Source organism: Bacillus sp. bc15, assembly GCF_900142585.1.
In the GTDB taxonomy this organism is placed as follows: Bacteria; Bacillota; Bacilli; order Bacillales; family Bacillaceae_G; genus Bacillus_A; species Bacillus_A cereus.
Map to the genome: position 1 here is coordinate 42,790 of NZ_FRBJ01000013.1, position 12,215 is coordinate 55,004.

Here is a 12,215-nt window from a genome sequence, read left to right on the forward strand (position 1 = left end):
TAGAAATATTTTCTGAAATTTATAATTGTGCTATTTTTCATATTTATAACCTTCTATTATTTTTCCATTATTTTCAAAAATCGGAACTCAGCAAGAAGCAAAAGAAGTTATAAACGACATTGTTACTGGTCTTAATGGGAAGACACTATTAATCGTTGCTGTGGTATTTGTAATTGGAGGCGTATTTATTGTTGGTAGTATTGTGAATACTGGCTATGAACCAAATACACATCCAAGTATGCGAGACGATCGTAATCCTTTAGGATGTGCTCATTATGGTAGAGGATGGGACACAGATGGTCTTTTTGGAGAAGCTAAATGTGTTTATAATAAAACTGATGAATCGGATAATAGGTAGTATATAAAGGACTTATCTTTTTTATAGGAAGATAAGGCTTTTGTATGCATAAAGAAAAGACACCCTAAGGTGCCTTCCTCCGACTTGAACCACTTTAATTTTATATAAATATACACGTATTACCCCTTTGTTATACGTGTAAACACATCCTATAAAACAGAATCGTCTATATACACCAGATTGTTAGTTCATAAAGTACAAGAGATTTGAGATCAGTATTAGAGTGACGCCACACCTTCTATAACGATCGACATGTTACGCCTTTCAAAAGAATCTGCTTTATAGAATGTATCCACATTTTATATTTTACTATATGTAATATTTATTTGGTGTAATTTTTATGAATATGTATAATTGCATAAAGTTTATGAAAAAATGAGAGTATAATTTGGTATTGTGTAATAAAGATAAGGCCCACCTACGGAAATAGGTGGGTTTTTTGTTGGGTATTTCTATCTCATTGCACAAAAGGGAATTTCTATTAAAACCATAGCATATTTTTATAGCTCTTATATTGAGAAAAAAGAAAAGACACCCAAATAAGAGTGTCTTTTCCCATAGTTTTTAGCAGAAGCAAGAAGCTCCAACAATAATTAATAAAATAAATAATACAACTAATAAAGCAAACCCTCCTGCAAAGCCACAGCCGCCACCGCAGCTACCACCAAAGCCCATAATAATTCCTCCTTTAAATAGTAGGAGAAAAATAAGGAGTCACTCATGTATTTTAATGGATTCAAATTACTTTATGTTTTTATGGATTAATTGAGCAGGTCCTTTTGAAAATAGTTTGTATATCGAAAGTAGAGGATTAATTATCCTGCATGTCAATCAATATGCTAAATTGCATATCTAAAAAAGTAGAATTTGTTAACGTTTTCAAAATAAGGAATATTCTTATAATTTTCTGTTAATATCAAACTTGTACTTATTATAAAACAAGGGGATGTTTATATGTTTAAAAAAGTTACATTGGGGATATCATCATTAGCGGTGGCAACAGTAGTTGGGTTAGGAATGGCATCGGAGGCATCAGCAGGGCCAGCAGCACCTCTAACTTCTTTAAGTGTAGTAAAAGTAGAATCACAATTGGGTGGAGTTGAATACATTACCCCTAATAGTTTTAGTACAACTAAAGATCATGGGGGAAGTTACTTATATGTTTACACAAAAGAAATAGGGTATGGACAGTTTCCTTTTGCCAAAATGAATGGATTTGATGTAAAAAGTATTGGTTCACAAATAATTGGTGGTAATCCTATTATAGGTTGGGAATATAAATGGGACGCATCAAATCATCAAGAAGGGACTTTTGAATATCAAAAGACTTCAATAAACTATCCAAGAGATACGTGGCGCACTTCGTTATATATTAAATAATTAGTTATATATATTCGTAGCATGATAATCCCTTCACAATGTGTGGGGATTTTTTCATAAAAAAAAGACACCCTAAGGTGCCTTCCTCCGACTTGAACCATCTTAATTTTAATAATATGTATTGGACGCCAATCCAATTATTATTTTACCACATTAAGTAATGTTGTACATTGAGAAATTTGTTATACCTCTTTATCTAAATGTAAAAAGTCCTAGAGGGGCTAGGACTTTTTGACAGAATGAAAATGATTTTAAAAAAGGACTTATATAACATAACATACGAATGTTTCATAAATGTATCGTAAAAGTGAACAAAATCTATATTTTATCGATTTAAATAATCTGTCATGAATTCTTCGGCTTCTTTTTTTATCTCTTCTGGAGTCAGTTGGTCAACTGGTTTATAATTTCCGTGTTTATCATAGTTGGCCGAATCTTTCTTAGGGTCATAAGTAGATGGTGGAACTTGTTCTTTAGGAACAGCAGGCTCTTCTGTTTTAGGTACTGGTGTTGTTTTTGGTGTTGGATTAGGGATATTTGGTGTAGTAGTTTGTTTTCCGTCGATTTCGCGTAACAAAGGGAAAATTTCTGTATATTTTCTAGCTGATTTTTGCATCAAATCATGACCTTTTTGAAATTCATTTACATCTTTAGCTGTTAATGCGTTTTTCATAATAAAAGATGCATCTGAGAATCCTTGCATTGCTTCTACCATCGTACTATGTAGCTTGCTGTACTTATTAGATGCGCTAATTGATAGCATATCATTTGATACTGTTTCAAATCCTCTTAAAATAGTAATTACTTCTTTTCTCCAGTCTTCATTATCCATCTGTATAGATCCTGAGTTTACACTTTTTAAGTATGCTGTTGTATATGGATCAATATCGTTAAACGATTGATCCAGTTTGGCTCTATATTCAGAATCGGTTAAGGTTTCTTTCTTATCGTTTGTATTACTAGAGGTTGTTTCACTTGAACTTGGTTTTTCTTTTTTTTCAACAGTTTTATTTTCGCAACCCACCGTTAGTATTCCAAGAACAGAAATAATAAGTAATAGTTTTTTCAACCACATCACCTCTAATTTTATTTATGTCAGAGAGTAAAATAAAAGCACTCTTACGAGTGCCTTCAACTATTCTACTTTTAATTTAATTTCTTTACCCATCATTCCGCCGCGAGCTTTTAAAACTAAGCCTTGTGCGTCAGCAGGAACATCGAAAATAATTTTACCTGTTTGAGTTAAACCGGGGTTAAGTTGTTTTAAGAAGAAATCTGATTTACCACTATTTCCAATATCATAAGCTGTTTGAGCTTGTGTAGAATACTTAAATTCACGGTCCTGATTATCCATTAATTTAAAGCTATTTGCGTCTACAGTGATAGCATCTTTTTGGTTAGTAGTAATTGAAATTTCAACTACTTTATATATACCTTTTGCCTTTTCATTTAAATATTCTCCACCAACAGAGTCTACTGATTCAACAGATCCTACAGTAATTTTCACTTTAGAGGATTCTCCCTCTTTAGAAAGTTCCTTTTTAGGCTCTTCTTTTTTAAGTTCCTCTTCCTTTGGCTCATCCTTCTTTTTAGGTTCTTCTTTTTTAGGCTCTTTTTTTACCTCTGTAGAAGCTTGTTGAGTTGTTTCTTTAGCTTTAGGTTTCTCTTCTTTATCTTTTGTTGGTATTAATATCATAGCTAACACAAGGCATACAATCGAACTAATAAAAAGTTTCGCCTTAGGTTTTCTTTTGAACAGAGCAATGATAAATAATACAAACAGCACTATTGAAGCTAGAAAAATTAATACCGCTAGTGTTTCCATATGCAATCCGCCTTTTTTGGTATTTTTTGAATGAAATGTAAGATTTCCGAGCCTATCATAGCAAACAATCAATCTGAATATTTTCATATTCTGTCGAACGAAAAGAAAAAAGCACTCATAAGAGTGCTTTTCCATAAATCTAATGTTTTTTACTAGATTTTTTATGTCCTTTATTTCGTTCACAAGCCACGCCATCGCCATCACGATCTAGATGCGAAGCATAAGCTGGGCTATCTGGAGTTATATCATAGTAACCAGCATTATTTGCATCTGTACAGTTTGCAAAGTGAACTTTCTCTTGCTTAGGTGCAGCTTGTTGCTGTGGTACTGTATTAGCTGCAGCTTTTTGTTGTTCCTGTTCTTTTGCTCGAGCTGCTTCTTGTTGTTTCTTTTGTTCTTCCTGTTGTCTTTGAGTCTCTTCTTGTTTGCGTTGTTCATCTAATCGCTTTTGCTCTTCAGCCTTTTTCTGTTCTTCTAATTGCTTTTGCTCCTCGGCTTTTTTCTGTTCTTCTAACTTCTTTTGTTCTTCGGCTTTTTTCTGTTCTTCTATTTTCTTTTGTTCCTCTTCCTGTTTTTGCTCATCTAATTTCTTTTGTTCATCTTCTTTTTTAGTCTCTTGTTTTGGTTCTTCTGATGTACTCGCTTTATCATTTGAACCACAAGCAGCCAATCCCATAAGTAACACGCTGCATGCTAAAGCCATTAATAATTTTTTGCTCATAATTTAATTCCTCCAAGATATATAAAATGTACTATTTCTGCACAATCTTATCAAAATTGATATTCGTATATTGTCATATAGTGTCGAATGAAAATAAAAAAAGACACCCAAAAGTGCCTTCCTCCGACTTGAACCATCTTAATTTTATTGTGTTGTTATTATATAAGAAAAGAAGACATTGATTTAGATGTCTTCTTTTACTTGTACACTTGGTTTAAGAAGGTATTGTATTGCTTAAAAACCATAAAAAAATATAACATTCATCGAGTAAGTTTATTATAGCATTAATAAATAGAGTTTTTATATGTAATTTTGCATATATATAGATTTTTTTATATTTTATCTATATAATTAAATTGTCTGTTTCTTGTTTTAATTCGTTTATTTATTTATTTTGAGTGCTCCAGCAATGGAGCCTTTTTCTATGCAATAAAACATTTTCTTTCCATTACTTAGTTGAGCTATATTAACTTTACTCTCTTAAATTATATCAATATTTTACCAAATAATTATATAGATAACCAGTTTTTTCTAATAATCTAGTGGATTGATAATTTTAATGTTATTTGTTAATCCTTATAGGAAAATTTATCATGCAATGAAGATTGAGAAATCAAGAATTATCAAAAACTTATAGTATCTTTTGGAAAAATATATTTATAATCCATATATCGATATGTTATAATTTAATTTCTAAAACTACCTAAAAAGGACTGCCAGTATTGGTGGTCTTTTTTATATTGGTAAGATTGTACTAGTATAATAGGGTAGATTTAACTGTATATTGTGAGGTGATTAGTTATCCCTTCTTTCCATTTGATAGGAAAGCGGGTGATATACCTATGGAGTTTTTGTTGGAGCTTCTAAAAGAATTTGTAAAAGCCATTGTACGTGAAGTTTCTGGGTAAGTTTTTAGGAAACAAATTTTAGAAAAAGATAACAAAGACCCACTCCTCGTCGCCGTCCAAAGCAAAAGGGTGGGTTTCGTAAAAAATTAATGATATAACCACCACCCTGACGGTAGCAGTTATTAGAAGAGATGTTAGCGCATCTCTTCTTTTATTATATACACAAGCTATTACTGTAATACTACTACAGTAATTCAAACGTACATAAAAAATCAATGAGCACGTAATAGATATAATGTACAGAAGAAAAGAAACCCAAGGGTGCCTTTTTTCAATTTATTACATCCCTAATTGATTGTAAATTGGTTTGAATACGTGAATTCACCACGATATTTAATTGCAGCGACATAAGTACCGCTTGTATAGCTATCTGTGATAGGGGTTTGCCAAATTTCTGTTCCAGGAATAAATTCTGGTGCTATTGTTTGGAATCGTTCTAGGGTACCATTTGTGTGGATTTTAAAAATTTTCATTTGCGCACCAAAATGTTCTCTACCAAAGTGCTGTGTTAAATAAAATGTATCACCAGTTATTAAATTCCCAATCTTCCAATCTGATTGATATGTACTTTCCTCTGAATTTTGTAAATCCACAATGGTTTTAAATCCCCAATCATCATTAAGTGGATCTGAGTAAGCTGCAGCTGCTTGTGAGGTAGGCTTACTCATTTCTATTGCAGTAAAACCGCTAAAAGTTAACGCCCCAATTAATGCTAATTTTCCTAACTTCATTATTGTTTCCCCCTATTAATTTTTGTAATTTTTAAAACCAGAAATCATACGCACAATAATATAATATACTGTATTATATTTCAAATATTTTCTAAAAAAATCCATAAATAAAAAAGCACGCCAAAGGTGCCTTCCTCCGATTTGAATCACTTTAATTCTAAGAATATGTATTGGAACCCCATTCAAGTATCATTTTTCTCAATGAATAATTGGTATATTTTAGGGTGTTTTTTACTATTTTTATGTTAAGATATTTTGGTTGATACTCATCCTATTTTAGGAGGTTGGAAGATCTGTTACATGCTTTTCATATGGATTTTAGTTTCTATACAGAAAATATAAAAGTTTTAGGGTTATTAGGGAATTCTACTCGATTATCAATTGTTTGTAAATTGATTACATATGGATCGTTGTCAGTTTCTGATTTAAGTAAGCAAACAAAAATTACAGAAGATTTGATTGTACAACATTTACGTAAATTAGCCTCTGGAAATATTGTAATTAGTGAACGTATAGGGAAAAGACTTCATTTTAAAATAAAAGATAATAAAACAATTGAGATTATTAGGGTATTAGGATTACTAAGTTAAATTTAATTACTTTCAATATAAATGATTTTGCTATAATTCAAATGTGCAAAATTATATTTAGCCTGCCTATGAAAATAGGTAGGTTTTTAATATACAAAAAGGCGCCCATATAAGGGTGCCTTTTCCAATAGTTTTTTTAGCAGAAGCAACTGCATCCGATAATGATTAATAAAATAAACAATACAACTAATAAAGCAAATCCTCCAGCGAAACCGCAGCCTTCGCCGCAACTACCACCATATCCCATAACAATAGTGCCTCCTTTAGCTCAGAGGGAAAAACTAGGGTTCATTCCATGTGATTTAATGGGTTTACATTACCTTATGTATTTAAGAATGAATTGAGCAGGTCCTTTTGAAAATAAAGAAAAGCACTTTTTTGGAGTGCCCATTACTTATCGCAAGCGATCCCATCGCCATCTTTGTCTAATTTCTTGCTATATCCAGGTTCTCCTTGTTTAATTGGAGCTTTACCGGCTTTTTTCACTTGCGTACAATTTTCGTACACCACATTATTTTGCTCTGATTGTTTTTGTTGTTCCTCAGGCTGACTTGCTGGAGTAGTAGTCTGTTTTTGTTCTTCCTTATAATTCCTTACATCATCAATTACCACTTGATTATTAGATGAATCTACAATTTTAACCACAATGTCATCTTTGCTAGCAATATTGGCTTCTTTTCCATAAGCTCTGAATGCTGTACCTCTATACCTTTCGTATGGTCCAGCAGATGTTTTAAAAGTGGACACAGACAACTCTTTGTCTACCTTATCGTGTTTTGCATATGCATCCAAATCGAAAGCCAAAGTAATTAATTTCCCATCATCACTAATAGCTACCATAGGATTAACACCATCAATCTTCTTATAGGTTTCTGTTAATTTCTTTTGAGTATCATCTTTAAATTTATTAATTTTATCTTGTTTCTTATCAACTGGTTGTTCTACCAGCTTCGGTTCAACTTGTTTTTCTTCCTTTACAGGGGCTGTTTTTGTAGTGACAGCAGGTTTCACTTCTTGTTTTGGTTCTTCTTTCTTTCCAGTAACCGTATTAAAGATAGAAACAACAATGACCAGATAAATTAAAGAAGCAAGCACCATTTTCGCTTTATTACCAGAGCGGAATCCAAGTATCTTTTGATACCATTTACGCTCAGTTTTATGTATTTCAATATCTGTATAGCTTTTGATCAAGCTTTCTATTTCTTTTCCAGATCCATTTGGAATAAAGGCGAAAGTATCTTTTATCCCCTTGAACTCAAAGTTAGATTTAATAGCGTAGTGATCAATAAACACATCAGTATAGTCATTGAAATGATGTGTAGAGATACTAACTACATCCTTTGCATCTCTATCGTAAGTGAATGTTTGAATGTGTTCTTTTGAAACCGCAGCGTACCCTGTTTTAATTCCCCCAAGAGCAACAGTTACGATAATAGGGGTAATTCCATATTCTTTTTGATACTTAGCAGCTATAGTTTGTTTAGCAAGTTCTAATTCACTTGGCTGTTTTTCTTTTTTCTTTTTCCCCATGACTTTACTCCCCTTCAAAATGTAAGATTTACAGCAAGCATAACAAAAACAGTTACAACTATATTGTCATATTTTGTCGGAGAAAAATAAAAAACAGGACCAATTAGTCCTGTTGGTATAATTGGTAAAATTATGTAAAATATCACCTCTTCCCTTTGGAAATGATTTCTTTTATGATGAAATCAAATCACAGTATATCCTCTTTGTTTTGCAACATTTTCACGTACAATGAAACTTGTTTTGCAAAACGGCATTGCTAACGTCCGTCTAGCTTCTCATAAGCTCTTTGGATGTCGTTGCAAAATTTAAAAATTATTGCTAATCATAAAGAAAAGACACACAAAGGTGCCTTTTACGCTGTAATAAATTTAAATACATAGTACATAAAGAATAACAAAGATAGACTTGCTAATCTGCCAGCAATTGATTCTTTCATAAATTTCATAAGTATCACTTTGACAATCAATGCTAAGAATAACGGTATAAACAGTACCATAGCAAGTTTGATAGCTAAGTCGTTTATAGTTGGATTAAACGCTTCAAAGTTAATAATGATATTCACTTATCCCTCTTTTTTATCTATTTATATTTATAATTAGATTTATATTGTTTTGACTAATAAAGAGACGTTAATTTGAGAACCATTTATTTTTGGATTATAAGAGTACTCTCACATTTACGACAAGCAATCTTCTCTTCTTCAAAAATGAATAGATTTTCAGCATCACATTCTGGGCATACAACTGCAAATGGTGTTTTTATATTTTTATAGCATAGGAAAGAAAAGAATGCCATGATTAGAGCAGGTATAATAAGCATCATAATTAAGAATAGGCCCGCAAACAAGCCTGTAATTATGGAAAGTGGTTTCATTAGTTTTCTACCTACGGAGTTTACTTGATTATCCTTTTTACGAAAAGCAGTAACAAGGTAAGTTTGGGTTTCTTTTATTGGCTCAAATGCATTTACCGTATTGTAATCTTGTTCATCCATAGTGGGATAGGAAGTGTTTGGTCCTTGATACCCTCGTTGTATATAATAGTTGTTTGACTCAGCTATTCGTGGTGTATACGAGATTCCAGTTCCAGGTACATAAGTTGTTGTTCTTGATTCAGGTGAAATAGAGTTCCCTCCCATACCTGTGTATGTAAAGTTAATTTTCACACCCGGGGAAAACTGGATAATTCTACGAAATTTATAACTCATAATATTGTATCCTCTCTATCTAATTAATAGAATTCTTTACTAATTATAACAAATTTTTAGTATTTATATTAATATATTTAGTTATAATGTATTAATATAATATAAATATTTGAATTAAATAATTCAAGGCGTTTTATGAGTCCTTTTTTATAAAAAAAGACACCCAAAGGTGCCTTCCGACTTGAACCACTTTAATTTTAATAATATGTATTGGACTCCCATCCAAATATTATTTTACCATATTTATTATCTATTTTATTAAATTATTACTGGGCCTCTTGCTCACCTTTAGCTTTCATTTGTTTTTCATATACATATTTTGCTGTTGAAAAATCAGTAGGAAAATCACGTAGTGCCTTATTTATAATATTTAATTCTTCTTGCGATTTAATTTCAATGTTATTTAAATAGTCAAATGCTTTGGATTGTTTATTTGCAACATAATTTTGAGTAGAATAATCATCTGGGAAGTCTTTCTTAGCTTTTTCTTTAACCTTATTCATAGCTTCTGTTTTGTCGATGTTCTTTACTGGGTTCGCTAATGTTCCAGTAGTTTGTTCTGGTTTAGGTACTTCTTTCTTTTCCGGTTGAGACTCCGGCTTTACGTCTTCTTTTTTAGGCTGTTCTTGTTCTTGCGGTTTAGGTGTTTCTTGACTCGGCTGTGTAGTTTTTTGAAGTGACCTAGTTTGCTCTTTTTCATAGGAGTCTACTTTAGATTTCAACTCTTTGATTTGTGTTTTTAATTCTTGCTGTTCATTAAAGTGTTGATCGATAAGTTTATCCATATCTTTTTGTGAATACTTAGGTTTCATATCTTCTGATTTGGAATCTTTAAAAATAGCTACGGAAGCAATGATAGCTACTAGTACAGCGATAATTCCAATGATTAGTTTTTTATTCATTTATGTTCCTCCTAAAATACAATATTATTATTATATAACAATTAAACAGTTATAGGTAGAAAAAAGACACCCTAAGGTGCCTTCCTCCGACTTAAACCACTTTAATTTTAATAATATGTATTGGACTCCCCTCCAAATAGTATTCCTCATTAAAAGACACTCTCAGATTTCATCAGATGACCATATTTTGTTTTATTTTGTAAAAAAATGTAGAAACAAAATGTAAAATATGCCATTATTACTAGGTATTGTGTTTTGTATATTAATATTTTTGTATAAGGAGGAAAAATGTGTGTTTAAAAAAGGAATTCTATCGTTTTTATTATTTATTCTAGTAATATCTTCTTTTAATGGAATTGCATCAGCTGAAACTAGTGTTCAAGAGAACATTACAAAGAAATTCTATGCATATGATGAACCGTCATTTACATCTCCAAAAAGTAATTGGGGTAATCAATTTAATCCACAGGTAGTTACAGTTAAAGAAAAGCGTTCTAATGGATGGTGGAAAATCGCTACATCTCAAGGAGATAAGTGGATTTCATTAAACGGTGAAGTGAAAGCGATGTCAAAAGCATTTTATGTATATAATGAGCCATCTTTTTCATCTGCCAAAGCTAATCTGGGTGTTCAATTAAATCCGCAAAATGTGAATGTAAGAGATGGAAATACAGATGGTTGGTTAAAAATAGCAACATGGGAAGGCGATAAGTGGATTAATCCCAATATGGAAGAAATCCAAGTAAAAGAAAAGTTCTATGTATATAATGAACCTTCATTTATCGCTCAAAAAGGTAACAATGGAAATCAGTATAATCCGCAATTTGTTGTTGTAAAAGAACAACGTTCTGATGGATGGTGGAGAATTAGTACTGCAGAAGGTGACAAATGGGTTGCCCCTAATGGAATTAAAATGTCAGTATATACTAAATTCACGACTTTCGATGAGCCTTATTTAGAAGCAAAGAAAAGTGGTACTTTCGATCCACAAAATTTAATTGCTTACGATGGAAAAAAGACAGAGCAGGGAGATTTTTATCTAGTCGGTACGTATTTGGGACAGAAATGGATGTCTCTTAATGGTGAAAAAGAGTTCAATGAAAAAAGGGAACCTCTACGTCAGGCATTAGGATACAACGAAAATGATATTGGACCAGATAAAACACCTCAACAAAGAATTGTGGAAACAAGAGCTGCCTTAAAAGCACAAGGTCTTGATGATACATATGAACCTGTAAGAATACCTACAGAAGAAGAAAAAGCTGAGTTTTTAAGAAAAGAAGCAGAAAAACAACAGAATCCAAAACAAGGCGTAGCACGTGCTGGAACAGTAACTTCATCCTGGAACATACCAGATGATTGGGTGCAAAAAGGTGACATTGTTATTACACCAGACTCTAACTATGGTGTTACAGGACATTCTGGTATTATTGGTAAAGACTTCACTGAAACACAAGGGTTCTCTGGTACTAATAAAGGAGAATATCTATTAGTACATGCACCAGGAACATCAGCATCGCCTGCAATTAAAATAATGCCTTTATCAAAATGGGAGTTTATCCATAAGGGAAATCAGGAATACTCTAACTTTGTATATTTAAGGTATAAAAAGGATAAGGGAGCTGCATTTAGAGCTGCTGATTACGCGTATAATCATTTTTATCAGAATGGGTCTAAATATCGATATGATATTTTCGGAACTTCTGCAAAGAGTAACGATTATAAAACATATTGTTCTAAATTAGTTTACTTATCATTTAGAGATGGAGCAGGGGTAGATTTATTCCCAGTAAGCAATTTTTACATTGTACATCCTTATGATTTCTTACGTCCAATGCCAATTGCACTTGGATTACGACCTTATTTCTATGGTAAGGGTGGAATGTGGTGGAGTTTCTCTTAAAATATTGAAATTTCATAAAAAGTAATTTTGGGCCCTACATATCATGTAGGGTTTTTTCATAAAAAAAAGACACCCAAAGGCGCCTTCCTCCGACTTGAACTATCCTGTATTAATACCGTTCCAATTAATAAATTAAATTATAAAAATAATTTGTTATACTT

Annotated in this window: 13 protein-coding genes and 1 pseudogene; 4 read left to right on the forward strand and 10 right to left on the reverse strand. The window is 32.1% G+C overall.

Annotated features, from left to right (window positions below; all coding sequences use genetic code 11):
- Window positions 1-12 precede the first annotated feature (12 nt).
- A pseudogene (locus BUA87_RS32000) lies at window positions 13-358 on the forward strand (hypothetical protein).
- A gap of 564 nt (window positions 359-922) precedes the next feature.
- Here the strand turns inward: BUA87_RS32000 and BUA87_RS26490 are convergent.
- On the reverse strand, window positions 923-1,033 hold the full coding sequence (locus BUA87_RS26490) for a YjcZ family sporulation protein (protein WP_000505681.1): 111 nt from the start codon (window positions 1,031-1,033) through the stop codon (window positions 923-925).
- A gap of 279 nt (window positions 1,034-1,312) precedes the next feature.
- Here BUA87_RS26490 and BUA87_RS26495 point away from each other — a divergent pair, with 279 nt between their 5' ends.
- Window positions 1,313-1,738 (forward strand): DUF4879 domain-containing protein, encoded by a 426-nt coding sequence (locus BUA87_RS26495; protein ID WP_072941309.1) that lies wholly within the window; start codon window positions 1,313-1,315, stop codon window positions 1,736-1,738.
- 325 nt (window positions 1,739-2,063) lie between these two features.
- Here the strand turns inward: BUA87_RS26495 and BUA87_RS26505 are convergent, their stop codons facing one another.
- The 4 genes from BUA87_RS26505 to BUA87_RS26520 all read right to left on the reverse strand — a co-directional run bounded on the left by BUA87_RS26505 (window position 2,064) and on the right by BUA87_RS26520 (window position 5,923).
- The gene (locus BUA87_RS26505; RefSeq protein WP_000734951.1) at window positions 2,064-2,807 is read right to left on the reverse strand and encodes a hypothetical protein; all 744 of its coding nucleotides are present in this window, start codon (window positions 2,805-2,807) and stop codon (window positions 2,064-2,066) included.
- Between the two features lie 66 nt (window positions 2,808-2,873).
- Window positions 2,874-3,563, reverse strand: coding sequence for a DUF4352 domain-containing protein (locus BUA87_RS26510; protein ID WP_072941315.1), 690 nt, complete (start codon window positions 3,561-3,563; stop codon window positions 2,874-2,876).
- Between the two features lie 139 nt (window positions 3,564-3,702).
- On the reverse strand, window positions 3,703-4,284 hold the full coding sequence (locus BUA87_RS26515; protein WP_071714739.1) for an excalibur calcium-binding domain-containing protein: 582 nt from the start codon (window positions 4,282-4,284) through the stop codon (window positions 3,703-3,705).
- A gap of 1,195 nt (window positions 4,285-5,479) precedes the next feature.
- Window positions 5,480-5,923: a DUF5065 family protein gene (locus BUA87_RS26520; protein WP_072941318.1), complete on the reverse strand. Its 444-nt coding sequence runs from the start codon at window positions 5,921-5,923 to the stop codon at window positions 5,480-5,482.
- A 311-nt stretch (window positions 5,924-6,234) separates the two neighbouring features.
- Here BUA87_RS26520 and BUA87_RS26525 point away from each other — a divergent pair, with 311 nt between their 5' ends.
- Window positions 6,235-6,513, forward strand: a complete 279-nt coding sequence (locus BUA87_RS26525; protein WP_002153664.1) for an ArsR/SmtB family transcription factor — start codon at window positions 6,235-6,237, stop codon at window positions 6,511-6,513.
- A 136-nt stretch (window positions 6,514-6,649) separates the two neighbouring features.
- On the opposite strand, the gene BUA87_RS26530 is transcribed toward BUA87_RS26525, so the two are convergent.
- The 5 genes from BUA87_RS26530 to BUA87_RS26550 form a co-directional block, all read right to left on the reverse strand.
- Window positions 6,650-6,760: a YjcZ family sporulation protein gene (locus BUA87_RS26530; protein ID WP_000540371.1), complete on the reverse strand. Its 111-nt coding sequence runs from the start codon at window positions 6,758-6,760 to the stop codon at window positions 6,650-6,652.
- Window positions 6,761-6,903: 143 nt separating this feature from the next.
- Window positions 6,904-8,043: an excalibur calcium-binding domain-containing protein gene (locus tag BUA87_RS26535; RefSeq protein WP_071714740.1), complete on the reverse strand. Its 1,140-nt coding sequence runs from the start codon at window positions 8,041-8,043 to the stop codon at window positions 6,904-6,906.
- A gap of 352 nt (window positions 8,044-8,395) precedes the next feature.
- A complete protein-coding gene (locus BUA87_RS26540; protein WP_001021325.1) occupies window positions 8,396-8,605 on the reverse strand; it encodes a hypothetical protein in 210 nt (69 codons plus the stop codon).
- Window positions 8,606-8,688: 83 nt separating this feature from the next.
- Complete coding sequence (locus BUA87_RS26545; protein WP_072941323.1) at window positions 8,689-9,249, reverse strand: DUF4236 domain-containing protein; 561 nt, start codon at window positions 9,247-9,249, stop codon at window positions 8,689-8,691.
- Between the two features lie 266 nt (window positions 9,250-9,515).
- On the reverse strand, window positions 9,516-10,151 hold the full coding sequence (locus tag BUA87_RS26550; RefSeq protein WP_001035532.1) for a hypothetical protein: 636 nt from the start codon (window positions 10,149-10,151) through the stop codon (window positions 9,516-9,518).
- A 292-nt stretch (window positions 10,152-10,443) separates the two neighbouring features.
- Between BUA87_RS26550 and BUA87_RS26555 the strand changes: the two genes are divergently transcribed.
- Window positions 10,444-12,054: a C40 family peptidase gene (locus BUA87_RS26555; protein ID WP_072941327.1), complete on the forward strand. Its 1,611-nt coding sequence runs from the start codon at window positions 10,444-10,446 to the stop codon at window positions 12,052-12,054.
- Window positions 12,055-12,215 lie beyond the last annotated feature (161 nt).

Excerpts from the sequence above, each read along its gene's own strand:
- BUA87_RS26535 (WP_071714740.1), bottom strand. The coding sequence starts at position 8,043 with ATGGGGAAAAAGAAAAAAGAAAAACAGCCAAGTGAATTAGAACTTGCT.
- BUA87_RS26520 (WP_072941318.1), bottom strand. The coding sequence starts at position 5,923 with ATGAAGTTAGGAAAATTAGCATTAATTGGGGCGTTAACTTTTAGCGGT.
- BUA87_RS26515 (WP_071714739.1), bottom strand. The coding sequence starts at position 4,284 with ATGAGCAAAAAATTATTAATGGCTTTAGCATGCAGCGTGTTACTTATG.
- BUA87_RS26545 (WP_072941323.1), bottom strand. The coding sequence starts at position 9,249 with ATGAGTTATAAATTTCGTAGAATTATCCAGTTTTCCCCGGGTGTGAAA.
- BUA87_RS26550 (WP_001035532.1), bottom strand. The coding sequence starts at position 10,151 with ATGAATAAAAAACTAATCATTGGAATTATCGCTGTACTAGTAGCTATC.
- BUA87_RS26525 (WP_002153664.1), top strand. The coding sequence starts at position 6,235 with ATGGATTTTAGTTTCTATACAGAAAATATAAAAGTTTTAGGGTTATTA.
- BUA87_RS26495 (WP_072941309.1), top strand. The coding sequence starts at position 1,313 with ATGTTTAAAAAAGTTACATTGGGGATATCATCATTAGCGGTGGCAACA.
- BUA87_RS26490 (WP_000505681.1), bottom strand. The coding sequence starts at position 1,033 with ATGGGCTTTGGTGGTAGCTGCGGTGGCGGCTGTGGCTTTGCAGGAGGG.
- BUA87_RS26530 (WP_000540371.1), bottom strand. The coding sequence starts at position 6,760 with ATGGGATATGGTGGTAGTTGCGGCGAAGGCTGCGGTTTCGCTGGAGGA.
- BUA87_RS26510 (WP_072941315.1), bottom strand. The coding sequence starts at position 3,563 with ATGGAAACACTAGCGGTATTAATTTTTCTAGCTTCAATAGTGCTGTTT.